The following is a 23,233-nucleotide window of genomic DNA, read 5'->3' on the forward strand; positions in this document are numbered from 1 at the left end:
CATCCCGGACGACGAACGCACTTGGGCACCTGCACACGGGAGGCCCAGTGTCATCGATGGGACCCGCCGGCTGGGACGCCATGCGCTCGATGCGGCGCGCGGACGACCTCAAAGGCGTCACACTCACCCGCGGCGTGAAACGCCGCATCCTGCGCTTCGCGCACCCGTACCGCTGGGACATCGCGGTGTTCATCGCCCTCGTGACGCTCATCGCGGCCATCGGGGTCGCGACCCCGGTCCTCGCCGGCGACATCGTCAACGAGCTCACCGGCGCGGACGGCACCCAGCGCGGCGTCGTCGCCATCGCCTCGGTCATCGCCGGGCTCGCCCTCGCCGAGGGCCTGCTCAACCTCGCGATGCGCTGGTACGGCGCGAAACTCGGCGAAGGCATCATCTTCGACCTGCGGCGGGCCGTGTTCGACCACGTCCAGTCGATGCCGGTCGCGTTCTTCACCCGCTCGCAGACCGGCGCGCTCGTCTCACGGCTGAACAACGACGTCATGGGCGCCCAGCGGGCCTTCACGAGCACGCTCTCCGGGCTCGTCTCGAACGGCATCGCCGTCGCGCTCATCATCGGCGTCATGTTCTTCCAGTCCTGGCAGATCACCCTGCTCTCGCTGGTCCTCGTCCCGGTGTTCCTGGTGCCCGCCAAATGGGTCGGCCGCAAGCTCGCCGAGCTCACCAAGGAGTCCTTCGACCTGAACGCGGCCATGAACACCCAGATGGCCGAGCGGTTCAACGTCGGCGGCGCGATGCTCGTGAAGCTCTTCGGCCGCCCCGACACCGAGTCCGAGGAGTTCGCCGGGAAGGCCGACCGCGTGCGCGGCATCGGCATCACCACCGCGATGTACGCGCGCACGTTCATCGTCGCGCTCACGCTCGTCGCCGGGCTCTCCCAGGCCCTCGCCTACGGCCTCGGCGGCGCGCTCGTCTTCGCCGGGCAGCTGAGCGCCGGCACCGTCGTCACGCTCGCGCTCCTGCTCACCCGCCTGTACGGGCCGCTGACGGCCCTGTCGAACGTCCGCGTCGACGTCATGAGCGCCCTCGTGAGCTTCCAGCGCGTCTTCGAGGTCCTCGACCTCAAGCCCCTCATCGAGGAAAAGCCCGACGCCCGCGAGCTGCCGCCCGGCGCGGCCTCGATCGCCTTCCGCGACGTCCGGTTCCGCTACCCGGGCGCCGCCCAGGTGTCCCTCGCGAGCCTGGAGGACCTGGCCCGGCCCGACCGCTCCGACTCCGGCCGCGACATCCTCCGCGGCGTCTCCTTCGACGTCGCCCCCGGGGAGCTCGTGGCCCTCGTCGGCCACTCGGGCGCCGGCAAGACCACCACCGCGACCCTGGTCCCGCGCCTGTACGACGTCACCGCCGGCGCGGTCGAGGTCGGCGGCGTCGACGTGCGCGACCTCAAGGCCGCCTCCCTGTCCTCGCACATCGGCATGGTCACCCAGGACGCGCACCTGTTCCACGACACCGTCCGCGAGAACCTCGCGTACGCCCGGCCCGGCGCCACCGACGAGGAGATCTGGGAGGCCCTCGACCGGGCCCAGATCGGCGACACCGTGCGCCGCCTCGAATCCGGGCTCGACACGGTCGTCGGCGAGCGCGGCTACCGGTTCTCCGGCGGCGAGAAGCAGCGCCTCGCGATCGCGCGCGTCCTGCTCAAGGCCCCGCCGATCGTCATCCTCGACGAGGCCACCGCCCACCTCGACTCCGAGTCCGAGGCCGCCGTCCAGCGCGCCCTCGACACCGCGCTGGAGGGCCGCACCTCGCTCGTCATCGCCCACCGCCTCTCGACGGTGCGCCGGGCCGACCGGATCGTCGTCCTCGAGGACGGCCTCGTCGCCGAGTCCGGCACCCACGACGACCTCGTGGCCCGCGGCGGCATCTACGCCGAGCTGTACCGCACCCAGTTCGAGGAGCCCGGCAGCGCCGGCAGCGGCGTCGATGGAGGAGTCGAAATCGGACCCGAGGAGCCCGTCCCCACCGCAGCGTGAGTGACATGGGCCATAGACGCTGTGAGCGAAACCGTGTCCTCCCAGGTCAAGGCCCGTGCAAGGAGGCGCGTGCGATGCTGAGGGGTTCCAAGAAAGCGGGCGTACTGTAGGGTCCAGAGGCCACTTCGGTTCAATATTCGCCGAAGTGGTGAAGCGCCAGCAATGGCGGCACACCTCAGACCGCCAACGTCGCGCTCCCAGCTAGGTCTTCAAACCCCCTGGATCGGGTGGGGCGGCGGGTCTGAACATCAACATCGCAAGGAAATGCAGTAATGGCGCAAGGCACCGTTAAATGGTTCAACGCGGACAAGGGCTTCGGCTTCATCGCTCCTGACGGCGACGGTCCGGACATCTTCGTCCACTTCACCGCGATCACGGGGAACGGCTACCGCACCCTCGAGGAGAACCAGCGCGTGGAGTTCCAGATCGAAGCCGGCAAGAAGGGCCCGCAGGCCGCTGACCTGCGCGTCCTGTAAGCAACGAGCACGAAGCCGCTGCCCTTCATCCCGAAGGACAGCGGCTTCTTTGGCGCCCGGGACCCGCGGCGCCCTACCAGGGGTAGTAGGTGACCAGCTCCTCGGCGTCCGCGGCGAGGTCGGCCGGCAGGTCGCGCTGGTCGATGACCTCCCCCTCGGGGTCGACGAGGTACTGGGTGGCGGCCTCCCCCTCATGGGACAGGATCAGCATCGACCCGTCGTAGAGGAACACCACGTGCCGGTCCTCGCCGCCGACGGGCAGCTCCAGCTCCTCGCCGGTCGCGGTGTCGACGTAGACGTCGCAGTAGCGGCCGGTCGTGTCGCCCGCCTCCTCGCCGACCTCGTCGAAGCAGGCCTCGCCGCCGTCGGCCGAGATCCCCGCGTCGAGCCAGTCCTCGGTCTCCAGGCTCGCCTCGAGCGCCGGCAGCTCCCGGTCGACGGTGCCGTCGAGGTTCAGGATGGTGGTGCGGTCCGCCCAGATGCGCTCGCCGTCGGCGAGCCACTCGCCGGCGCAGAACCCGTCGCCCTCCATCTCCGCCAGCACCGTGGCCTCACCGGTGACCGGGTCGAGCACGTAGGTCTTGGGCTCCTCGAACGCGACCGGCTCGGTGAACAGGAGCTTGTCCGAGTCCGGCGACCACGCCATCGGGCAGTGGACCGGCTCGACCGAGAACGCCGCGGCGGAGTCGTAGTCCGTGTCGGCCCCGATCTCGACGTAGGCGGCGCCGCACCCGTCGGAGCGGTCCACCATGACGGCCCGGTTCCCGTCGGGGGCCATGTGGAGCGCGACGTCGTCGCCGTCGTCGAGGCCCTCGATCTCCCCGGCCTGCGAGAACCGCCAGGTCGTCACCCCGAACTCGTCGTGCGCGACCCGGTAGTCCAGGTTGAACGGCAGCTCGTCCAGCTCCCGCTCCGTCCCGGACTCGCCCCGCTCCGGGAGGTCGACCCCGCTGTCCGCCCAGTCCTGCGGGCGGACGCCGCAGCCGAACGCGACCGCCTCGGACTCGTCGACGTCCTCGCTCTCGGTGGTCGGGTCGGCCGGGGACGGCCCCCGGTCCTCGCCGCGGTCGAGCAGACCGGCCGTGCCGGCGCCGGCGAGCGCGAGCGCGGTGACGACGCCGACCGCGCCGATCGCGATGCGCCGCCTGGTGATGGCGCGGGCCCGCCGGTAGGCCCCGGCCGCGAGGTCGCGGCTCGGCGCCGAGCCCTCGTCGGCGATGTCGTGCAGCAGCGAGCGGATCGACTCAGGCACGGCGCTCTCCCTTCTCGGCGTTGAACTCCCGCTCCCATTGGGCGAGTTGGGCGTCCGGGTCGCCGAGCACCAGCTCGGGGAAGCGGACGCGGAGCCTGCGCAGCCCGCGCTGGACGCGGGCCCGCAGGGTGGTGATCGGGCAGTCGAGGATCGCCGCGGCGGCGGCCTCGGTCCGGTCCTCGAAGTAGCGCAGCACGATCGCGGCGCGCTGGGTCGGCGGCAGCGAGAGCAGCGCCGCGTGCACGGCCAGCCGCAGCGCGGTGTCGGGCTCGCGCCCGGCCCGCTCGGGCACGGCGTCGACCGCGATCTCCGCGACCTTCCTGCGCCGCCAGCGGCTGACGTGCAGGTGGTACATGGTGCGCCGGGTGTACGCCTCCGCGTTCGCGGTCTGATGGAGGCGCTTCCAGGAGCGCCAGGTCCGCGCCAGGGCGTCCTGCACGAGGTCCTCGGCGAGCCCGCGGTCGCCGGTGAGCAGGAAGGCCGAGGCGCACAGCGCGCCCGACCTGGCCCTCACGAAGTCCTCGAACTCGCCCTGCCGCGTCTGCGGCGCCCCTGGCGGGGCTGTCGGTCCGCTCACGATCGGTTCCGTTCTGTGGAAAGGGTTATGGGTGGATACCTAGCAAGACGGAAAACCGCGAGCCGCTGCGCATCCTACGAACGGCCGTCCATCCTCGTCCGAACGGCCCATACGGAAACCGGATTGAGCCCGTCGCGCCCCGCACTGCACACTGGGGCGGTGAAAATCATCGAGTTCAACGCGGCCGACCCCGATCTGATCGACCAGGCGTACGCCGTCCTCACCGCGGCGCACCGGGCCGACACCCCCGAGAACCCCACCTACACCGAGCGGTTCTTCCGGACCCTGTTCACCCACCCCATGCCCGGCCGCGAACGCCACTTCTTCGCCGCCGTCGGCGACGACGGCCGGCCCGCCGCCTTCGCCCGCCTCGGCTTCTTCACCGACCAGAACCTCGAACTCAGCCGCCTCGAGGCGTACGTCCACCCCGACCACCGCACCGGCACCGTCGAAGCCGACCTCTTCGACCACGTCGAGGCCTACTCCCGCGACCACGGCCGCACCACGATCGTCTCCTCCGCGCCCGTCCGCTGGGAGGCCGGGCCCGAGCGCGACGGCGCCCGCGCCGCCCTCCTCGAAGCACGCGGCTACACGCTCGCGCTCACCACCGTCAACCGCCGCAGCCCGATCGACCCGCTCGGCCCCGACGAGGAGCAGCGCCGCTACGACGAGGCCCTCGCGAAGGCCGGCGACGCCTACGAGGTCCGCCAGTGGATCGGCCCGGTCCCCGACGACCTCCTGGACACCATGTGCCGCATGGAGACCATGATCGTCAGCGAGATCCCCCTCGGCGACCTCGAATTCGAGGTCGAGGTCATCACCCCCGAGAAGGTGCGCGCCGCCGAGGCCGTGAACGCCGCGGAGGGCCGCGTCAAGTACGCCTCCGTCGCCGTCGACAAGGCCACCGGCGAGGTCGTCGCCTGGACCGAGGTCGGCGTAGACGACGGCGACGACCGCAACGGCCACCAGGGCATCACCATCGTCGACCCGGCCCACCGCGGCCACCGCCTCGGCCTGCTCCTCAAGCTCGCGAACCTGCGCCTCATCCGCGAGCACGCCCCCGCCCTCGAGCACATCTGGACCGACAACGCCGACGTCAACGCCCCCATGATCGCCATCAACGAGCTCATGGGCTACCAGACCGTCGACGCCAACGCCGAATACCAGCTCAAGCCCCAGTCCTGACGCCGCATCCGGCGCCCCCGGCCCGCCACCCCGGGGGCGCCGCCCGGACCCCGGCGATGGACGATCCCCGCCATACTCGGCACATGGAGATCACCCCGCTGCACCCCGACGACCACGACGCCGTCGGCGACGTCTTCGCCCTCATGCACGCCGTGCGCGCCGCCGACGCCCCCGAAGGCCCCGCCCCCGTCGAGCAGTCCTTCCGCGCCGGCCTGCGCCAGAAGCGGCCCGGACTCGACGTCACCCACTACGCCGCCACCGACGGCGGCGCCGTCGTCGGCTACCTCGGCATCGGCCTCCTCGTCGGCGACAACCCCCACCTCGCCATGGCCGAGCTCATGGTCCACCCCGGACACCGCCGCCGCGGCCACGGCGCCGCCCTCCTCGACTGCTACGTCGACCACGCCTCCGCGCACGGCCGCACCGACCTCACCGCCGGCACCCTCACCGCCTGGGGCGACGGCCCCCGCCGCCCCACCGCCGGCGTCGCCTTCCTCGAACGCAACGGCTTCACCCTCGCCCTCGTCAACGTCCGCCGCCGCTCCCGCACCGACGCGCTCACCCCCGAAACCGAACGGCGCCTGTGGGACCGCGCCCGCGCCGCCTCCGCCGACTACGACGTGCGCACCTGGACCGGCCCCGCCCCGGACGACCTCATCGAGTCCATCTGCCGCCTCGACGCCCTCAGCCGCACCGAGGTCCCCACCGGCGACATCGCCCTCGAAGCCGATGCGGTCGACGTCGAGCGCGCCCGCGCCAAGGAGGCCGCCACCGCCGCCGTCCACCAGGTCCCCGTCAAGGCCGCCGCCGTCCACCGCGCCACCGGCGAGGTCGCCGCCCTCACCGACGTCCACGCCTACGAGGACCCCGCCGCGACCCACGCCACCCAGGGCATCACCATCGCCGACCCCGCCCACCGCGGCCACCGCCTCGGCATGCTCGTCAAACTCGCCAACCTCCGCCAGCTCCGCCAGCGCTTCCCCCGCGTCGAGGAGGTCTGGACCGAGAACGCCGACGTCAACGACCACATGGTCGCCATCAACACCGAACTCGGCTACGAGGCCGTCGACGCGCTCAGCGTGTACCAGCGCCGCCTCTGACCCCGCCGCGAAACCGAAATTCGCTTGCCGCGGGCGCCCGCGCCTGTCCAGACTGGGCGCATGAGCAACCTCAAGATCACCGAACTCGACCCCGCTGACGGCGACCTCGTCTCCGGCGCGTTCGAGGTGCTCCGCGCCGCACACGCCGCGGACGCCCCCGAGGCGCCCGCGCCCCACAAGGGGAAGTTCCAGCTGGGCCTGATCCACCCCCAGCCCGACGAGGACCAGACCCTGTTCCTCGCCGAGCGCGACGGCACCGTCGTCGGCGTCGCCGACGTCGGCATGCCCAACCGCGAGAACCTGCACTTCGGCTGGGCCTCGATCACCGTCCACCCCGACCACCGCCGCCAGGGCGTCGGCACCGCGCTCATGGAGCGCTTCATCGAGCACGCCCGCGCCCAGGGCCGCACCACCCTCACCGTCGACACCCGCATCACCTGGGAAGACGGCGTCGAGCGGTCCGAGGCCGGGAAGCGGTTCGCCGAGAAGCACGGCTTCAAGGCCGCCCTCACCTGGATCAACCGCCGCTGCGCCGTCGACGCCCTCGACCCCGACACCGAGCAGGAGCTCCTGGAGAAGGCCCAGGCCGCCGCCGGCGACGCCTACGAGATCATCTCCTGGGTCGGCCGCACCCCCGAGCACCTCGTCGACACCATGGCCCGCATCGACTCCACGATCCTCGCCGAGGTCCCCCTCGGCGAACTCGAACTCGAACCCGAGACCATCGACGCGGAGCTCAAGAACGCCAAGGCCGACCGCAACGAGGCCATGGGCGTCATCCCCGTCCAGACGATCGCCGTCGACAAGGCCACCGGCGAGGCCGTCGCCAACACCGCGGTCTTCGCCTACGACGACCCCGAGTACACCGACGCCTTCCAGGGCATCACCATCGTCAACCCCGAGCACCGCGGCCACCGCCTCGGCACGCTCCTGAAGATCCTCAACCTCCGCCTCGTGCGGGAGAACTTCCCCGCCGTGAAGACCATCTGGACCGACAACGCCGACGTCAACGCCCCGATGATCGGCATCAACGTCGTCCTCGGCTACGAGATCCTCGACGCCGGCGCCGAGTTCCAGCGCAAGTTCGACGCCTAGCGCCGAACCCCGAAAGGGTGTCTCCAGGCACAAGCCGGCCGTGAGAGTGGCGATCGCCGCTCACGGTCGGCTATTGTTCTTAGCTGGCCCTAGTTCTTCATTGCAGAGGCCCGATCAGGCGCGTCCCGCCCCATCACCGTCGGCTCATGGTGAAACCGATATTCCGCGGAACGTGCGTCACTTACGAAGTCGTTCTCGCGGAAGGCGAACCATGACTCTTGACCAAATTGTGCCCGATGCTGCCGTCACCGAATCCGACACGGCGCTCGAATCCCCTGAAACCCCCGAAACCACCCCGGCCGACGCCGTCGTGAGCGAGTCCGCTCCCGCCGCCGAGACCGCCCCCGCCGACGCGGCGGAGGAGTTCACCGTCGAGGTCGACGACGTCGTGGAGCCCCAGGGCCCCGCCTTCGACGAGCTCGGACTCCCGGAGAAGATCACCGCCGCGCTGGCCGAGCAGGGCATCGTGACGCCCTTCCCGATCCAGGCCGCGACGATCCCCGACGCGATCGCCGGCCGCGACATCCTCGGCCGCGGCCAGACCGGCTCGGGCAAGACCCTGGCCTTCGGCCTGCCGACGCTGGCGCGCCTCGCCGCCGGCGGCCGCACCAAGGCCAAGCGCCCGCGCGCGATCATCCTGACCCCGACCCGCGAGCTCGCGATCCAGGTCGCCGAGTCCCTCCAGACCTTCGGCGACGCCGTCGGCATCGAGATGAAGGTCGTCTGCGGCGGCACGGCGTTCTCGCGCCAGATCGACGCGCTCCGCGCCGGGGTCGACATGCTCGTCGCCACCCCGGGCCGCCTGCGCGACCTGATCCGCCGCGGCGAGTGCTCGCTCGAGGACGTCGAGCTGGCGATCCTCGACGAGGCCGACCAGATGGCCGACATGGGCTTCCTGCCCGAGGTCGAGGAGCTGTTCGACCAGCTGCCCGCGGGCGGCCAGCGGATGCTGTTCTCGGCCACGCTGGAGGAGGAGATCGACGTCCTCGTCCGCAAGTACCTGTCGGAGCCCGTCGTCCACTCGGTCGACCCGCCGGCCGGCTCGGTCACCACCATGACCCACCACCTGCTGCTCATCGGCCCGCGCGACAAGGCCACCATGACGGCCGCCGTCGCCGCCCGCCCGGGCCTGACGATGGTGTTCGTGCGGACCCAGCTCGCGGTGGACCGCATCGCCGAGGAGCTGCGCGAGGCCGGCGTCAACGCCGAGGGCCTCCACGGCGGCATGACCCAGGCCGACCGCTCGAAGGTCCTGGAGCGCTTCAAGAACGGGCGCCTCGACGCGCTCGTGTGCACCGACGTGGCCGCCCGCGGCATCCACGTCGACGGCGTCGACATGGTCCTCCACGTCGACCCGCCGAAGACGCACAAGGACTACCTGCACCGCGCCGGCCGCACCGCGCGCGCCGGGCAGTCGGGCCACGTGGCGACCCTGGTGCTGCCGCACCAGAACCGCTCCATGTTCAGCCTCATCGAGCGCGCCGGCGTGGATGCCAAGCGCCACTACGTGAACGACAACTTCGACGCCGAGCTCACCGAGCTCATGGGCGCCCGGAACTTCACCGACCTGCGCGCGGTGTCCTCCGAGCACCAGGCGACCCGCAACGACGACGAGGTCAAGCGCCTCGAGCGCCAGATCGAGCGCCTGAAGGAGGACGCCGAGGGCCTGCGCGCCGAGGCGGCCCGCCTGCGCGAGCAGGCCGAGCGCGAGATCCTCGAGGGCCCGTCCAAGCGCCGCGACGACCGCGGCCCGCGCCGCGACCGCGAAGGCGGCGGCTACCGGGGCAACCGCGAGGGCGGCGGCCGGGGCGGCTACCGCGGGAACCGCGAGGGCGGCGACCGCGGGGGCTACCGCGGCAACCGCGACGGCGGCCGCGGCGGCTACCAGGGCAACCGCGAAGGCGGCGGCTACGGCGACCGCGACAACCGGGGCGGCTACGGCGACCGGAACCGCGGCGGCTACGGCGACCGCGACAACCGCGGCTTCCGCGGCGACCGCGAAGGCGGCCGCGGGGGTTACGGCGGCGGCGAGCGCGGCGGCTACGGCGAGCGCCGCGGCAGCTACGGCGACCGCGACAACCGCGGCGGCGGCTACCGGGGCAACCGCGAGGGCGGCGGTTTCGGTGAGCGCGGCCGCGGCGGCGACGACCGCCGGGGCGGCTACGGCGACCGGGACCGCGGCGAGCGCCGCGGCTACGGCGACCGCGAGCGCCGCGACCGCTGGTAACAGCAGCTGAGCGAAGGCCGGCGGGGGAGCACCCCCGCCGGCCTTCGGCGTTCCGGCGGCGCTGAGGGAGCCGGGATCGGCGGCGGGACAGTACCCTGGGGCCAGTCGCCGCCCCCGTCCTGAAAGGTCCTGAATGGACGCCGCCCCGCGCTCGGCCGCCGCTCTCGGCATCGACTTCGGCACTCACAACACCGTCGCCGCGGTCCTGCGCGGCGACGGGCGGCGGCACCAGATCCTCTTCGACGGTCACCCCCTCCTGCCGTCAGGGATATACCTCGATCACGATGGTTCACTGCTCGTCGGCCGCGACGCCGCGAGGGAGGCCCGCCGCCACCCGCACCGCTACGAGCGCAACCCGAAGCTCCGCCTCGACTCGCCCTCGCTCCTCTTGGGCGACAGGGAGGTCCCGATCGGCGAGGCGGTCGGGGCCGTCATGCGCCGGGTCCTGTCGGAGTGCGCGGCGGTGGCCGGTCCTCCGCGCACGGTCCAGATCACCGTCCCGGCGTCCTGGGGTCCGGCGCGCCGCCACGTCGTGAGCGACGCGGCGGTCGCGGCCGGCGCGCCGGTCCCGGTCCTGCTGCCCGAGCCGGTCGCGGCGGCCCGCTACTTCGCCGAGGTCCTCGGCCACCGGGTCGAGCCGGGCCGGGCGGTCGTCGTGTACGACCTCGGCGCGGGCACGTTCGACGCCAGCGCGGTCGCCGCGACGCCGGGCGGCTTCGAGGTCCTCGCGGTGGACGGCTCGGACCGGGTCGGCGGCAGCTACCTCGACCAGGCCCTGGTCGACTACCTCGGCGGCCGCTTCGCGAGGACCGAGGAGCGGGCGGCGGCCTGGCGGCGGCTGCTCGACCCCGACGCCGGGAGCGAGACGCTCCGGGCCCGCTTCGCGCTGTACGACGAGGTGCGGGAGGCGAAGGAGCGGCTGTCGCGTCGCTCGACCACCGAGGTCCTGGTGCCGGGCTTCGCCGCCGAGGAGCTGCTCACGCGCGCCGAGCTCGAACTGCTGGCCCGGCCGCTCCTGGCGCAGACCGTCGCGATCACCAAGGCCGTGATGCGCGAGGCGAACCTCGCGCCCGAGCAGGTCGCGGGCGTGTTCATGGTCGGCGGCGCGAGCCGGATGCCCTTGGCGGCCACCATGATCCACCAGGAGCTGGGGATCGCCCCGACCATGATCGAACAGCCCGAGCTGGTGGTGGGCGAAGGGGCCGTGGCGGTCGCGGACCGGCCGGTCACGCCCGCCGCCCCGCTGCCGCCTCCGGCGTCCACGCCGACGGCGGTCATGCCCGCGGCGTACACCCCGGCATCGGTCCCGGCGGCCGTGCCGACAGCGGGGCCGTCCGGTCCGCCGACCGCTGTGATCCCGCCTGCGCCCCATCCGGTTCCACCGGCCGCGATCGTCGACGCGCCGCGGTCCGCGCGCCGGCCCGCGAGTGTGCCGGTGCTCGTCGTCGCCGTCGCGATCCTGCTCGTCATCGCCTCGGGTGCGATCATCGCCGAGCTCCGCGACCGGGGCGGCGCGGCCGCCGACGACGACCTGGCGACGACCGGGGACGCCGGCGAGGCGACGTCGAGCGCGCCCGAGACCCAGGAGTCGAGCAGCGACCCGGGCGGTTCGGACGCCGGGTCCCCTTCGGCCGCCGCCGATCCGGTGTTCGGCACCGTCTACTGGGACTGCCCGCAGACCCGGGAGTACTGCCGGGACCAGGGCGGGCGGCCCGGCATCCGCGGCGACGCGGACGACCCGTCCTCGGCGGTCGGCTACGCCGACGTGGGCGCCGTCTTCACGCTCGTGTGCTTCACGACCGCCGACCTGATCACGCCGCGCGGCGACGAGGGCGAGGAGGGCTACTGGGACTACCACCCGGGCAAGGACGCCTCGGACGTCATGGTCGAGGTCGACCTCGGCGGCGGCGAGACCGGGTTCATCCCGTTCGTGTGGCTGGTGATCGACCCGGCCGACCCGAACTCACTGGGCGGCCTGGCCGAGTGCTGACCCGGTCCGGGCGGGCGGCCTCGGCGCCCCCGGCGCCGCCCGCCCGGACGTCTCAGGCCGCGGCGGGCGCCGGCTCGGCGGCCTGCGGCGCCCCCTTCTTGTTGAGCCACAGGTTGTCGAGCGCGAGCAGCCCGCCGCCGGAGAATCCGATGGCGATCGAGGCGGCGGCGAGGACGAGCACGTACTCGTAGCCGCCGTCCCTGGAGAAGAACCCGCCGTCGAGGTGGACGAAGTACATCGCCCCGAGCATCACGCCGGCGAGCGCGAGCCCCACCAGGGGTAGGAGCGCTCCCACAATGAGCAGCGCGCCGCCCACGAGTTCCGAGAACACCGTGAAGTACGCCGACAGCGTGGGTGCCGGGATGCCCATGCTCTCGAAGCCCTGCGCGGTCGCGTCGAGCCCGCCGGTCCACTTCTGCCAGCCGTGCGCGATGAAGACGACGCCGAGCACCACCCGGCCGATCAGCAGCCCGACGGGTTGGAGTCTTGCGATCATATTGCCCCCTGTTCGATAGGCGTAGTTGAGCATTCAACTAACCCTCGACCCTACCAGGATGCATCGACCAATGTAAATATGCGTGGCTTGCGGGATCTGGCGCGGTTTGCGCGCGCGACCGCCGGCCGGCCGCTCAGTGGCGGCGGACCGCCTCCTCGACCAGCTTGAGGATGCGGGTGATGTCGAGGTCGTCGCGTCCCGTCGCCAGGTACCGCACCAGTCCGTCGTACATGAGCTGGAGGAAGCCCCCGAGCACGTCGATGTCGATGTCGGTGCGCAGCACCCCGATCTCGCGCTGGTGCTCCAGCCGCTCCCGGCTCGCCTCGGCGATCGCCTCCCGGCGCCGCCCCCACGCCTCCGCGAACTCCGGGTCGGTGCGCAGCCGCCGCGCCACCTCGAGCTGCGTGCCGAGCCAGCCCGAGATCTCCGGCTTGTCGGCCCCGGCCGTCAGGTCCTGCATGACGCCGACCAGGCCCCGCTCGGCCACCGTCGCCGCCATCTCGGCCGCGTCCACCGACGCCACCGCCAGGAACAGCGCGTCCTTGTCCCTGAAGTGGTGGAAGATCGCCCCGCGCGAGAGCCCGGTCGCCTCCTCGAGCCGCCGCACCGTCGCGCCCTCGTACCCGAACTTGGCGAAGCACGAGCGGGCGCCGTCCAGGATCTGCTGGCGGCGCGAGTCGAGGTGTTCTTGGCTGACGCGAGGCACCCGGCAATCTTGCCACCTGCGCTTGGCCCCGGGCCATCGAGTCGCCTACCGTTGACCCATGGACAGGCGCGGAAGGCGGGGGAGCGGCGCGTGAAGATCAGCGATTTCTGGGACCGGATGGACGAGACCTTCGGCGCCGGCTACGCCAGGTCGGTCGCGGCCGACCACACCCTGGGGCAGCTCGGCGGCCGGACCATCGACCAGGCCCTCGCCGACGGCGAGAACGCCAAGGCCGTCTGGATGGCGGTCTGCCGGGCCTGGCCCGAGCGGGTCCCGGCCCGGCTGGTGCGCTGACCGGCGGTTCCCTCGTGTTGCGAGTTGCGCCGTGTTCGAACAAGCCGTTGGCCTACCTTGTCGGGGGGTGCGGCTACCGTATTCGACATGGCTAAGCAGACAGGATCCAAGGGAGGCGGGATGAACTCCGCTCAGGACAAGGCCAAGGCGCTCGATCTCGCGCTGGCCCAGATCGACAAGCAGTTCGGCAAGGGCTCGGTCATGCGGCTGGGCGAGAAGCCGAAGCAGAATGTCAAGACCATCTCGACCGGATCCATCGCACTCGACGTGGCGCTCGGGGTCGGCGGCCTGCCGCAGGGCCGCATCATCGAGATCTACGGCCCGGAGTCGAGCGGTAAGACCACGATCGCGCTCCACGCGATGGCGAACGTGCAGGCCGAGGGCGGCGTCGCCGCGATGATCGACGCCGAGCACGCGCTCGACCCGATCTACGCCGAGAAGCTGGGCGTGAACGTCGACGACCTCCTGGTCAGCCAGCCGGACACCGGCGAGCAGGCCCTGGAGATCGCCGACATGCTGGTCCGCTCCGGCGCGGTCGACCTCATCGTCATCGACTCGGTGGCCGCGCTCGTGCCGCGCGCCGAGATCGAGGGCGAGATGGGCGACTCGCACGTGGGCCTCCAGGCCCGGCTCATGAGCCAGGCGCTGCGGAAGATCACCGGCGGCCTGAACACCACCGGCACCACGATGATCTTCATCAACCAGCTGCGCGAGAAGATCGGCGTCATGTTCGGCTCGCCCGAGACCACCGCCGGCGGCAAGGCGCTCAAGTTCTACGCCTCGGTGCGGCTGGACATCCGCCGGATCGAGACGCTCAAGGACGGCGGCGAGGCCGTCGGCAACCGCACCCGCGTCAAGGTCGTCAAGAACAAGGTCGGCTCGCCGTTCCGCCAGGCCGAGTTCGACATCCTCTACGGCATCGGCGTGTCCAAGGAGGGCTCGCTCATCGACATGGGCGTCGAGCACGGCATCGTCAAGAAGTCGGGCGCCTGGTACACGTACGAGGGCGACCAGCTCGGACAGGGCAAGGAGAAGGCCCGGGCCAACCTCAAGGAGAACCCGGACCTCGCCCTGGAGATCGAGAAGCGCATCAAGGAGAAGCTCGGCGTCGACGCGGCCGCCGCCGACGCCCCCGCCACGATCGGGGACGAGATTGAAGAAGCCCCGGTCGACTTCTAAGCCGAACGACCCGGAAGCGGCCCGGCAGTACTGTCTCCAACTGCTGTCGGGCCGGCCCCGGACCCGCACCGAACTCGGGGACTCGATGCGCCGCAAGGGCTTCGAGGAAGACGTCGTGTCCGAGATCCTCGAGCGCTACTCCGAGGTCGGCCTCATCGACGACGCGGTCTTCGCCCGCGCCTGGGTCGAGTCCCGCCACCGCTCCCGCGGCCTCTCGAAGCGGTCCCTCGCGGGGGAGCTGCGCCGCAAGGGCGTCGACCCCGAGATGGTCGACGCCGCCATCGAGCAGGTCAGCGACGACGACGAACGCGAAGCGGCCCTCGAACTCGCCCGCCGCCGCTACCGCTCCCTCGCCGGCCAGCCCGACGACGCGGTCCTCCGCAAGCTCGTCGGCATGCTCGCCCGCAAGGGCTACGGCTCCGGCATCGCCATCCCCGTCGTCAAGCAGGTCCTGGCGGAGGCCGAGAGCGACGCCGCCGAACTCCTCGACGAGGACGCCCACTTCGAGTGACGACAAACCTCGCTCTGGGGTATGACACGGGTCGAGCAGGCGGGGCGGCGGGGTCGGGGTGTTCCATCATCCGGAATGCGGCAGGTCGGTAAGGAGCCGTTAACGCGATCGACATACCATTGCCGCGACGACGCAGCGCCGCGCCCGGTCCTCCGTTGCTCCTTACCTTTGCGAGGTATCCATGACCGAACCGAAACCCGTCGTGGTCATTGCCGACCCACTCGCGCCCGCTGCGATCGAGGTCCTCTCCGGCGACTTCGACGTCCGGGAGATCGACGGTACGAACGTGGACTCCCTCCACGCCGCGCTGGTCGAGGCCGACGCCGTGATCGTCCGCTCCGCCACCACCATCGACGCCGCCGCGCTCGAGCACGCGCCCAAGCTCAAGGTCGTCGCCCGCGCGGGCGTGGGCCTCGACAACGTCGACCTGCCCGCCGCCACCGAGCGCGGCGTCATGGTCGTCAACGCGCCCACCTCGAACATCGTCTCCGCCGCCGAGCAGGCCATCACGCTGCTGCTCGCCAGCGCCCGCCACATCGCGCGCGCCGACGCGTCGCTGCGCGCCGGCCGGTGGGACCGCAAGAAGTTCACCGGCGTCGAGATCCAGGGCAAGACCCTCGGCGTGATCGGCTTCGGCAAGATCGGGCAGCTCGTCACCACCCGCATGCAGTCCTTCGACATGGACGTCGTCGCCTACGACCCGTACGCCCAGCCCGCGCTCGCCGCGAAGCTCGGCGTGCGCCTGGTCGACCTCGACACGCTCCTGTCGGTCGCCGACTTCATCACCATCCACCTCCCGAAGACCCCCGAGACCGTCGGGATCATCGGCGAGGACGCCCTGAACAAGGTCAAGCCCGGCGTGCGGATCGTCAACGCCGCCCGCGGCGGCCTCATCGACGAGGACGCGCTGTACACGGCCCTCCAGGACGGCCGCGTCGCCGCCGCCGGCCTCGACGTGTTCGTCAAGGAGCCGTGCACCGACTCGCCGCTGTTCGGGCTCGACAACGTCGTCGCCGCCCCGCATCTGGGCGCCTCCACCCGCGAGGCCCAGGACAACGCCGGGCTCGCGGTCGCCAAGAGCGTCAAGCTCGCCCTCTCCGGCGAGTTCGTCCCGGACGCCGCGAACGTGCAGGCCGGCGGGGTCGTCAACGAGGAGGTCCGGCCGCTGCTGCCGCTCGCGGAGCGCCTGGGCCGCACCTTCAACGCGCTGGCCGGCTCGGCCGTGCAGTCGGTGACCGTCGAGGTCCGCGGCGACGTCGTCGCGCACGACGTGTCGGTGCTCCAGCTCGCGGCCTCCAAGGGCCTGTTCGTGGACGTGGCCGACTCGGTCACGTACGTGAACGCGCCGCTCGTGGCCGAGCAGCGCGGCGTCGAGGTCGGGCTGTACACCTCGCAGGAGTCGCCGGAGTACCAGACGCTCCTGACGCTGCGCGGCGCCATGGTCGACGGCCGGGGCCTGACGGTCTCGGGCACGATCAGCCCCGGCCCGCACGGCGGCCCGCGGCTGACCGACATCGACGGGTTCGAGCTCGACATCGACCTGGACGGGTCGCTGCTGTTCCTGCGCTACACCGACCGGCCCGGCGTCGTCGGCCTCATCGGCGGCGCGATCGGCGACCTGAACATCAACATCGCCGCGATGCAGGTGGCCCGCAAGGCCGCCGGCGGCGAGGCCGTCATGGCGATGGCCCTCGACGCGCCGGTGCCCGCCGAGGTGCTCGGCCGCGTCAAGGACTCCGTCGGCGCGACCGGCGCGAAGGCCGTGACCCTGAAGGACTGATCCGGGCCTCCGGAACGGAGGTCGCCAGGACCGGTTCCATCTGCTGAGAGTCATTCGTCGGAATGCGGGACGGGTGCGTTATGGTGAACGCACCCGCCCCGCATTCCCCGTTACCGGCCCGAAACCGGCAGCGGGTCCGAGTGCGCGGAGCAGCGAGGAACGACACCAGAGAGGCACCATGAGCAGGATCGCGGTCATCCCGGGCGACGGGATCGGGCAAGAGGTCATCGCCGAGGCGCAGAAGGTGCTCGCCGTGGCCCTGCCCGGCTACGAGTCGACCGAGTACGACCTCGGCGCGCGCCTGTACAACCGCACCGGCGAGATCCTCCCCGACACCGTCATGTCCGAACTGGACGAGCACGACGCGATCCTCCTGGGCGCCATCGGCGACCCGACCGTGCCGCCGGGCGTCCTCGAGCGCGGCCTGCTGCTGCGCCTGCGGTTCGAGTTCGACCAGTACGTGAACCTGCGGCCCAGCCGCCTCTACCCGGGCGCGTCCTCGCCGCTGGCCGACGTCAAGCCCGGCGACATCGACTTCGTGGTCGTCCGCGAGGGCACCGAGGGCCTGTACACCGGCGCCGGCGGCAACCTCCACACCGGCTCCCCGGCCGAGATCGCCACCGAGGAGTCCCTGAACACCCGCTACGGCACCGAGCGCGTCATCCGCGACGCGTTCGAGCGCGCCCGCCGCCGCCGCGGCCACCTCACGCTCGTCCACAAGACGAACGTGCTCGTGCACGCCGGCGGCCTGTGGAAGCGCACCTTCGACGACGTCGCCGCCGAGTACCAGGACGTCACCACCGAGTACCAGCACGTCGACGCGGCCGCGATGTTCCTCGTGAACCGCCCCCACACGTTCGACGTCATCGTGACCGACAACCTGTTCGGCGACATCCTCACCGACATCGCCGCGGCCGTCACCGGCGGCATCGGCCTGGCCGCGACCGGTTCGATCAACCCCGACCACACGCACCCGTCGACGTTCGAGCCCGTGCACGGCTCGGCGCCCGACATCGCCGGACAGGGCATCGCCGACCCGGTCGCCGCGATCTCCTCGACCGCGCTCCTGCTGGAGCACCTCGGCCGCGCCGACGCGGCCGCCGCGGTGAACGCCGCCGTGGAGCGCGAGCTCGCGTCCCGCGACAGCGGGACCGCGATCCGCACCGCCGAGGTAGGCGACCGAGTAGCCGCCGACGTCGCCGGACAGCTCAGCTAGACCCAAGCCACAGCTTCAGCGCCCGGCGGGCCCGCGCTCAACAAGCGCCTCGCCGGGCGTTTTTCCATGTCATCCACCTGTTCCGAGCCTGCCGCCCGACCACCTGAACGAGCGGTAAGTTAGGCATCAGGACCAGTAACGCCAAGCACACACGACCTTGTGAATCCGAAGGACAGATCATGACCACCGACGGTCTTCCCGACCTCCGACGCGAGCCGCACCCGAACCCGACCCCCGCCGCCGAGCGGGAGCGCATCCTCGCCGACCCCGTCTTCGGCACCGTGTTCACCGACCACATGTTCCAGATGACCTGGACCGAGGACAAGGGCTGGCACGACGCCGTCCTCAAGCCGTACGGGCCCCTCACGGTCTCCCCGGCGGCCGCGGTCCTCCACTACGCCCAGGAGATCTTCGAGGGCCTCAAGGCGTACCGGCACGAGGACGGCTCCATCGGCCTGTTCCGCGCCGAGGCCAACGCGCGCCGCCTCAACCTCTCGGCGACCCGCATGGCCATGCCGCACCTGCCCGAGGAGTGGTTCCTCGCGTCGATCCGCGAGCTCCTCGCCGTCGACGGCGACTGGGTCCCCAGCCAGGACGAGGCCACGCTCTACCTGCGCCCGTACATGATCGCCTCCGAGGCGTTCCTCGGCGTGCGGCCCGCGAAGGAGTACACCTACCTCCTCATCGCCTCCCCGGCCGCCGCCTACTTCAAGGGCGGCCCCAAGCCCCTGACCCTGTGGGTGTCCGAGGAGTACAACCGGGCCGGACCGGGCGGCACCGGCGCGGCCAAGGCCGGCGGCAACTACGCCGCGAGCCTCCTGCCCCAGTCCGAGGCCATCGAGCACGGCTGCGACCAGGTGATCTTCCTCGACGCCGTCGAGTACAAGTACGTCGACGAGCTCGGCGGCATGAACCTGTTCTTCGTGTACGAGAACGAGCGCGTCCTCTACACCCCCGAGCTGGGCACCATCCTGGCCGGGATCACCCGCGACGCGATCATCACGCTCGCCACCGAGGCCGGCTGGGAGGTCCGCGAGACCAAGTACGCGATCGACCGCTGGCGCGACGATGCCGAGTCCGGCCTGCTCACCGAGGCGTTCGCGTGCGGCACGGCCGCCGTCATCACCCCCGTCGGCACCGTCAAGGGCCGCGACGGCGCCTTCACCATCGGCGGCGGCGAGGCCGGCAAGTTCACCATGCAGCTGCGCCAGACCCTCCTCGACCTCCAGTACGGCCGCACCGAGGACACCCACGGCTGGGTCACCACGCTCGCCTGACCTGCGCGGGCGCCGCCGCAGTCGCCTACCCGACAGCGAGCGGCGCATCCGGCCGAAAACCGGACAGACGATGGTCCCCTTCCCGTACCTTTGAAGCCACGTGCGTCAAGGGACCGGGGAGGGGACGCGTTGGCGGAGGTCACCATTCGGCTCAACCGGCTGGGGCTCGAACGCGGCCGCATGTGGCAGGCCGTCCTCGCCGCGATCGCCATCGCCCTGCCGATGGCCCTGTGGCTCGGCCTCGAACGCGCCCTCGGCGACTCCGTCCAGAACATCGGCGAAGGCGACACCCTCTTCCTCCAGTCCTACCCCGTCGCCGGCGCCAGCCTCGAGTACGAGCTCCCCGGCTCCGGCTGGACCAGCCCCGGCATCCACTTCGCCGACCAGCGCCAGAACTTCGTGCGCGACTACCTCAGCGCCTCCGTCGAAGTCGACTCCGGCGTCGACAGCCTCGAACGCCTCCTCGACCGCCGCGCCGAGCCCGTCACCGCCCAGCGCGGCCTCGTCTACAACAACGTGCGCCCCTACGCGAACGAGGACGCCGGCCTCGCGGGCTTCCGCGCCGACCTCATCGGCGTCGACAGCATCGGCTCGATCACCGTGGTCGGCAACGACAAGGGCGCCGCCGCCATCCTCGTCCTCATCGCCCCCGGCGCCGACCCCGCCGCCGAGGAGGTCGACCCCGACCCGTACATCGCCACGTTCGCGCTGGAGGGCAAGTGACCGTCCGCACCGAACGCGTCGTCGTCGAGAACCAGGGCGCGTTCATCCGCATCCGCCGGCCCGCCTACTGGCTGTTCGTCGCCTGCCTCGTCTACGGCCTGCTCGAACTCGGCCGGGTCCTCTCGCCCGACTACGGCAGCATCGCCACGGCCCTGTGGGTCTCCATCGGCATCAACGCCGTCCTCGCCGTGTTCCTGCTCGACATCTTCTCCCACCTCGACCTGTTCGAACGGGAGCCGCCCACGGTCCGGGCCGCCGCCATGGCCTGGGGCGGCCTCGCCGCCGTCGCCTTCGCCATGATCGCCAACAACGCCGGCCTCGTCGTCCTCGCCGAGCTCACCGACGCCAAGTGGACCCGCACCTGGGGCAAGGCCATCATCGGGCCCCTGAACGAGGAGTGGCTCAAGGCCCTCGGCGTCGTCCTGCTCGTCCTCATCGTCCGCGAGCACTTCGACCGCTCCATCGACGGCCTCATCTACGGCGCGCTCGTCGGCCTCGGCTTCCAGGTCGTCGAGAACCTCACGTACGCCGTCAACTTCGCGGCCCTGAACCCGAACTCCGACATGACCGGCGCCCTGTCGGTCACCATCACCCGCGTCCTCGTCGCCGGGCCGTTCTCGCACCCGCTCTACACCGGCGCCGCCGGACTCGGCATCGCGTTCTTCGTGACCCAGACCCGCCGCGCCCTGAGCACCCGCATCGGCGTCATGGCCGGCCTGTTCGCGCTGGCCCTCGCCATGCACGCCCTGTGGAACCTGCCGCTGCCCGCGTCGCTCCCGGCCGGGCTGGCGATCCCCCTGACCTACGGCAAGGGCCTGATCATCCTCGGCCTGTTCTTCGTCCTCTACCACTCCGCGGCCCGCGCCGAGTGGCGCTGGTTCGTCACCACCATGTCCGATGAGGACGAAGCCGTGATCACCACCGACGACCTCACCGAGATGCGCTCGCTCCGCTCGCGGCGCAAGGCCCGCAAGCGCGCCCAGAAGCGCTGGGGCAAGGAGGCCTCGCAGCTGCTGCGCCAGCTCCAGCACGAGCTCGTCAACCTCGCCACGCTCGTCGCGCGCGACCAGCGCCGCGGCCGCGACGACCGGCCCGACAGCCCCGACGTGGCCGCCGTCAAGCGCAACATCACCGCCATCCGGGCCGAACTCGAGCAGGCGAAGGGCGCGGTCGAGGCGAAGGTCGGGGCGCGGAAGCCCTGACGGCCGCGGCCGCCGGCCCCGCGGCACCCACCCGCCGCAGGCCCGCGCGGGACTCCTAGCCGCCGACCGGGCCCTTGCGCGGCACCGGCACCACCGCGCCCCGCGGCGCCTGCTCGGCCACCGGCGCGCTCGCCGACTCGCTCGGCTCCCCGCTCGGCGACGCGCTCGTGGACACCGACTCGCTCGCGGTCGGCTCCTGCGACGTGGGCCCCGCCGTGGTCGGCTCCTCCGTCGGCTCCTGGGTGGTGGGCTCCGCCGTCGTGGGCGCCTCGGTGGTCGGCTCCTCCTCGGTGGGCTCCTGCGTCGCGGTGCTCTCCTCCTCGGTCGGCCCGTGCGTGGGCTCGCCGCCGATCGGCACCAGGCCGGGGGACTTCGCGCCCGCGCCGGTCCCGGTGCGGCCCTCCGAGACCGACCCCGCGGGCGACTCGCCCGCGCCGGCGTCCGAGGCGTCGCCGCCGCGCGCCGGCGCCGACGCGGAGCCGGACTCGGCCGCCTCGGCGTCCTGCCCGGTCGTGTCCGCGCCCAGCCCGAACCAGCCCTCGATGATGTCCGCGTCGTCGCCGCCCGGGCCCGGCAGGCCCGGGACCGGCTCGCCGCGCACCAGCGCGCCGGTCGCGATCACGCCGCCCGCGACGGTCGCCACCGCGATCACCCCGATGCGCCGGAACCGCTTCGAGCGGCGCAGGTCGTAGCCGAGCGAGCGCACCGCGCCCTTGGTCTCGCGCCCGATGGCGCCGAAGAGTCCCACCTGTCCCACCGTCCGTTCGTGTCCGTCACCGGGACTAACGAAGGACGCGACTTCGGGTAACCGTCACGTCACTCGTGCGGGGGTCATGCGAAAGACCGAACCCGTTCGTGGCCCGGCCCGGGGCTCAGAAGTCGCGCTTGACGGCCTTGACCAGCAGCCCGGCGAAGACCTCGAGCGCGGCCGGGTCCACGTCCGCGCGCGACGCCTCCAGCGCCGCCTCGGCCTCGGCCGCCAGCGCCTCGATCCGCTGCTCGGTGTCGGCGAGCGCGCCGGTGTCCATGAGGATCGCGCGCAGCCGCGCCACGCCCTCGGCGTCCAGGTCCGGGTCGCCGAGGCTCGCGTCCAGGACCGCGCGCCGGGCCGGGTCGGCGGCCGCCGAGGCCCGCGCGATCAGGAACGTGTGCTTGCCTTCGCGCAGGTCGTCCCCGGCGGGCTTGCCGGTCTGGGCCGGGTCGCCGAAGACGCCGAGGACGTCGTCGCGCAGCTGGAACGCCTCGCCGAGGGGCAGCCCGATCGCCGAGTAGTGGCCGCGCACGCGCTCGCCGGCGCCGGCCAGCGACGCGCCGATGAGCAGCGGCCGCTCGATCGTGTACTTCGCGGACTTGTACCGGGCGACCTTCGCGGCGGTCGCCTCGGAGACATCGCGGCGCACTTCAGAGAGCACGTCCAGGTACTGCCCGGCGCTCACCTCGGTGCGCATGAGGTCGAAGTCGCCCCGCGCCGCGGCGACCTTCGCGAAGGGCATCCCGGCGGAGCAGAACAGCTCGTCGGACCAGGCCAGGCACAGGTCGCCGAGCAGGATCGCGGCCGCGGACCCGAACTCCGCGGGCCGCCCCGACCAGCCCTCGGCCTCGTGCAGGGCGGCGAAGCGGCGGTGCACGGACGGGGCGCCGCGCCTGGTGTCGGAGCCGTCGATGAGGTCGTCGTGCATGAGCGCGGACGCCTGGAGCAGTTCGAGGGAGGAGACGCACGCGACGAGCTCGTCGGAGTCCGCCAGGCCCGCGCCGCGCGCGCCCCAGTACGCGAACGCGGGCCGCAGCCGCTTCCCGCCGCCGAGCACGAAGTCGCGGACCGCGTCGGCATAGGCGCCGAGCCGTTCGTCGATGCCGCAGATGACCGCGGCCTGCCGGTCCAGGAAGGCCGTCAGGGCCGCGTCGATGCGCTCGTTGAGCTCCACGGTTCGAACGCTAGACGAGCACCCCCGCGTC

At 72.2% G+C, this 23,233-nt stretch carries 21 protein-coding genes and 1 pseudogene; 16 read left to right on the top strand and 6 right to left on the bottom strand.

Annotation, left to right across the window (positions count from 1 at the left end):
- The first annotated feature begins 29 nt into the window (after positions 1-29).
- Both EIW28_RS08915 and EIW28_RS08920 read left to right on the top strand, forming a co-directional pair.
- Positions 30-1,991, top strand: a complete 1,962-nt coding sequence (locus EIW28_RS08915; RefSeq protein WP_408612199.1) for an ABC transporter ATP-binding protein — start codon at positions 30-32, stop codon at positions 1,989-1,991.
- 272 nt (positions 1,992-2,263) lie between these two features.
- Positions 2,264-2,467, top strand: a complete 204-nt coding sequence (locus EIW28_RS08920; protein WP_125247337.1) for a cold-shock protein — start codon at positions 2,264-2,266, stop codon at positions 2,465-2,467.
- Between the two features lie 73 nt (positions 2,468-2,540).
- Here EIW28_RS08920 and EIW28_RS08925 read toward each other — a convergent pair whose 3' ends face one another.
- Complete coding sequence (locus tag EIW28_RS08925) at positions 2,541-3,719, bottom strand: TolB-like translocation protein (protein WP_125247338.1); 1,179 nt, start codon at positions 3,717-3,719, stop codon at positions 2,541-2,543.
- Positions 3,712-4,296 (bottom strand): SigE family RNA polymerase sigma factor, encoded by a 585-nt coding sequence (locus tag EIW28_RS08930; RefSeq protein WP_125247339.1) that lies wholly within the window; start codon positions 4,294-4,296, stop codon positions 3,712-3,714. Before EIW28_RS08930 ends, EIW28_RS08925 begins: the two co-directional genes overlap by 8 nt.
- A gap of 159 nt (positions 4,297-4,455) precedes the next feature.
- On the opposite strand from EIW28_RS08930, the gene EIW28_RS08935 reads away from it, so the two are divergent.
- The 5 genes from EIW28_RS08935 (at position 4,456) to EIW28_RS08955 (ending at position 11,893) form a co-directional block, all read left to right on the top strand.
- Positions 4,456-5,481, top strand: a complete 1,026-nt coding sequence (locus tag EIW28_RS08935) for a GNAT family N-acetyltransferase (protein ID WP_125247340.1) — start codon at positions 4,456-4,458, stop codon at positions 5,479-5,481.
- Positions 5,482-5,564: 83 nt separating this feature from the next.
- Entirely contained in the window at positions 5,565-6,581 is a 1,017-nt protein-coding gene (locus EIW28_RS08940; protein ID WP_158630337.1) for a GNAT family N-acetyltransferase, read from the top strand.
- Positions 6,582-6,641: 60 nt separating this feature from the next.
- Positions 6,642-7,676, top strand: a complete 1,035-nt coding sequence (locus tag EIW28_RS08945) for a GNAT family N-acetyltransferase (protein WP_125247342.1) — start codon at positions 6,642-6,644, stop codon at positions 7,674-7,676.
- Between the two features lie 211 nt (positions 7,677-7,887).
- A complete protein-coding gene (locus EIW28_RS08950; RefSeq protein WP_125247343.1) occupies positions 7,888-9,903 on the top strand; it encodes a DEAD/DEAH box helicase in 2,016 nt (671 codons plus the stop codon).
- A gap of 133 nt (positions 9,904-10,036) precedes the next feature.
- Positions 10,037-11,893 (top strand): Hsp70 family protein, encoded by a 1,857-nt coding sequence (locus tag EIW28_RS08955; protein WP_125247344.1) that lies wholly within the window; start codon positions 10,037-10,039, stop codon positions 11,891-11,893.
- Between the two features lie 52 nt (positions 11,894-11,945).
- Here the strand turns inward: EIW28_RS08955 and EIW28_RS08960 are convergent, their stop codons facing one another.
- Together EIW28_RS08960 and EIW28_RS08965 are read right to left on the bottom strand one after the other, a co-directional pair.
- On the bottom strand, positions 11,946-12,389 hold the full coding sequence (locus EIW28_RS08960; protein ID WP_125247345.1) for a DoxX family protein: 444 nt from the start codon (positions 12,387-12,389) through the stop codon (positions 11,946-11,948).
- 133 nt (positions 12,390-12,522) lie between these two features.
- Complete coding sequence (locus tag EIW28_RS08965; RefSeq protein ID WP_125247346.1) at positions 12,523-13,095, bottom strand: TetR/AcrR family transcriptional regulator; 573 nt, start codon at positions 13,093-13,095, stop codon at positions 12,523-12,525.
- Between the two features lie 90 nt (positions 13,096-13,185).
- Here EIW28_RS08965 and EIW28_RS08970 point away from each other — a divergent pair, with 90 nt between their 5' ends.
- The 9 genes and pseudogenes from EIW28_RS08970 to EIW28_RS09005 all read left to right on the top strand — a co-directional run bounded on the left by EIW28_RS08970 (position 13,186) and on the right by EIW28_RS09005 (position 21,277).
- Positions 13,186-13,389, top strand: a complete 204-nt coding sequence (locus tag EIW28_RS08970; RefSeq protein ID WP_125247347.1) for a DUF3046 domain-containing protein — start codon at positions 13,186-13,188, stop codon at positions 13,387-13,389.
- 120 nt (positions 13,390-13,509) lie between these two features.
- The gene (gene recA, locus EIW28_RS08975) at positions 13,510-14,568 is read left to right on the top strand and encodes a recombinase RecA (RefSeq protein ID WP_125247348.1); all 1,059 of its coding nucleotides are present in this window, start codon (positions 13,510-13,512) and stop codon (positions 14,566-14,568) included.
- Positions 14,543-14,650, top strand: a pseudogene (locus tag EIW28_RS25640) (hypothetical protein); the annotation flags it as partial. The gene recA and the pseudogene EIW28_RS25640, both read left to right, overlap by 26 nt.
- Positions 14,651-14,683: 33 nt before the next feature.
- Positions 14,684-15,079 (top strand): regulatory protein RecX, encoded by a 396-nt coding sequence (locus tag EIW28_RS08980; protein WP_232013859.1) that lies wholly within the window; start codon positions 14,684-14,686, stop codon positions 15,077-15,079.
- Between the two features lie 181 nt (positions 15,080-15,260).
- Complete coding sequence (serA, locus tag EIW28_RS08985) at positions 15,261-16,859, top strand: phosphoglycerate dehydrogenase (RefSeq protein WP_125247350.1); 1,599 nt, start codon at positions 15,261-15,263, stop codon at positions 16,857-16,859.
- Positions 16,860-17,037: 178 nt separating this feature from the next.
- Positions 17,038-18,075, top strand: coding sequence for a 3-isopropylmalate dehydrogenase (locus EIW28_RS08990; RefSeq protein WP_125247351.1), 1,038 nt, complete (start codon positions 17,038-17,040; stop codon positions 18,073-18,075).
- 179 nt (positions 18,076-18,254) lie between these two features.
- Positions 18,255-19,352: a branched-chain amino acid aminotransferase gene (locus EIW28_RS08995; protein ID WP_125247352.1), complete on the top strand. Its 1,098-nt coding sequence runs from the start codon at positions 18,255-18,257 to the stop codon at positions 19,350-19,352.
- A gap of 129 nt (positions 19,353-19,481) precedes the next feature.
- Positions 19,482-20,075, top strand: coding sequence for a hypothetical protein (locus tag EIW28_RS09000; protein ID WP_125247353.1), 594 nt, complete (start codon positions 19,482-19,484; stop codon positions 20,073-20,075).
- A complete protein-coding gene (locus EIW28_RS09005) occupies positions 20,072-21,277 on the top strand; it encodes a PrsW family intramembrane metalloprotease (RefSeq protein ID WP_125247354.1) in 1,206 nt (401 codons plus the stop codon). The genes EIW28_RS09000 and EIW28_RS09005 overlap by 4 nt, the downstream gene beginning before the upstream one ends.
- Positions 21,278-21,332: 55 nt before the next feature.
- Here the strand turns inward: EIW28_RS09005 and EIW28_RS24495 are convergent, their stop codons facing one another.
- Positions 21,333-22,034 (bottom strand): hypothetical protein, encoded by a 702-nt coding sequence (locus EIW28_RS24495; RefSeq protein WP_187350588.1) that lies wholly within the window; start codon positions 22,032-22,034, stop codon positions 21,333-21,335.
- Positions 22,035-22,149: 115 nt separating this feature from the next.
- Positions 22,150-23,202, bottom strand: a complete 1,053-nt coding sequence (locus EIW28_RS09015) for a polyprenyl synthetase family protein (protein WP_197717161.1) — start codon at positions 23,200-23,202, stop codon at positions 22,150-22,152.
- Positions 23,203-23,233: the final 31 nt, after the last annotated feature.

This window comes from Glycomyces terrestris (assembly GCF_003933745.1).
Taxonomy (GTDB): domain Bacteria; phylum Actinomycetota; class Actinomycetes; order Mycobacteriales; family Micromonosporaceae; genus Glycomyces; species Glycomyces terrestris.

Bases quoted from the DNA above. Each gene is read 5' to 3' on its own strand.
- EIW28_RS08920 (WP_125247337.1), top strand. From the start codon at position 2,264: ATGGCGCAAGGCACCGTTAAATGGTTCAACGCGGACAAGGGCTTCGGC.
- EIW28_RS08940 (WP_158630337.1), top strand. From the start codon at position 5,565: ATGGAGATCACCCCGCTGCACCCCGACGACCACGACGCCGTCGGCGAC.
- EIW28_RS08945 (WP_125247342.1), top strand. From the start codon at position 6,642: ATGAGCAACCTCAAGATCACCGAACTCGACCCCGCTGACGGCGACCTC.
- EIW28_RS08950 (WP_125247343.1), top strand. From the start codon at position 7,888: ATGACTCTTGACCAAATTGTGCCCGATGCTGCCGTCACCGAATCCGAC.
- EIW28_RS08955 (WP_125247344.1), top strand. From the start codon at position 10,037: ATGGACGCCGCCCCGCGCTCGGCCGCCGCTCTCGGCATCGACTTCGGC.
- EIW28_RS08960 (WP_125247345.1), bottom strand. From the start codon at position 12,389: ATGATCGCAAGACTCCAACCCGTCGGGCTGCTGATCGGCCGGGTGGTG.
- recA (WP_125247348.1), top strand. From the start codon at position 13,510: ATGAACTCCGCTCAGGACAAGGCCAAGGCGCTCGATCTCGCGCTGGCC.
- serA (WP_125247350.1), top strand. From the start codon at position 15,261: ATGACCGAACCGAAACCCGTCGTGGTCATTGCCGACCCACTCGCGCCC.
- EIW28_RS08990 (WP_125247351.1), top strand. From the start codon at position 17,038: ATGAGCAGGATCGCGGTCATCCCGGGCGACGGGATCGGGCAAGAGGTC.
- EIW28_RS08995 (WP_125247352.1), top strand. From the start codon at position 18,255: ATGACCACCGACGGTCTTCCCGACCTCCGACGCGAGCCGCACCCGAAC.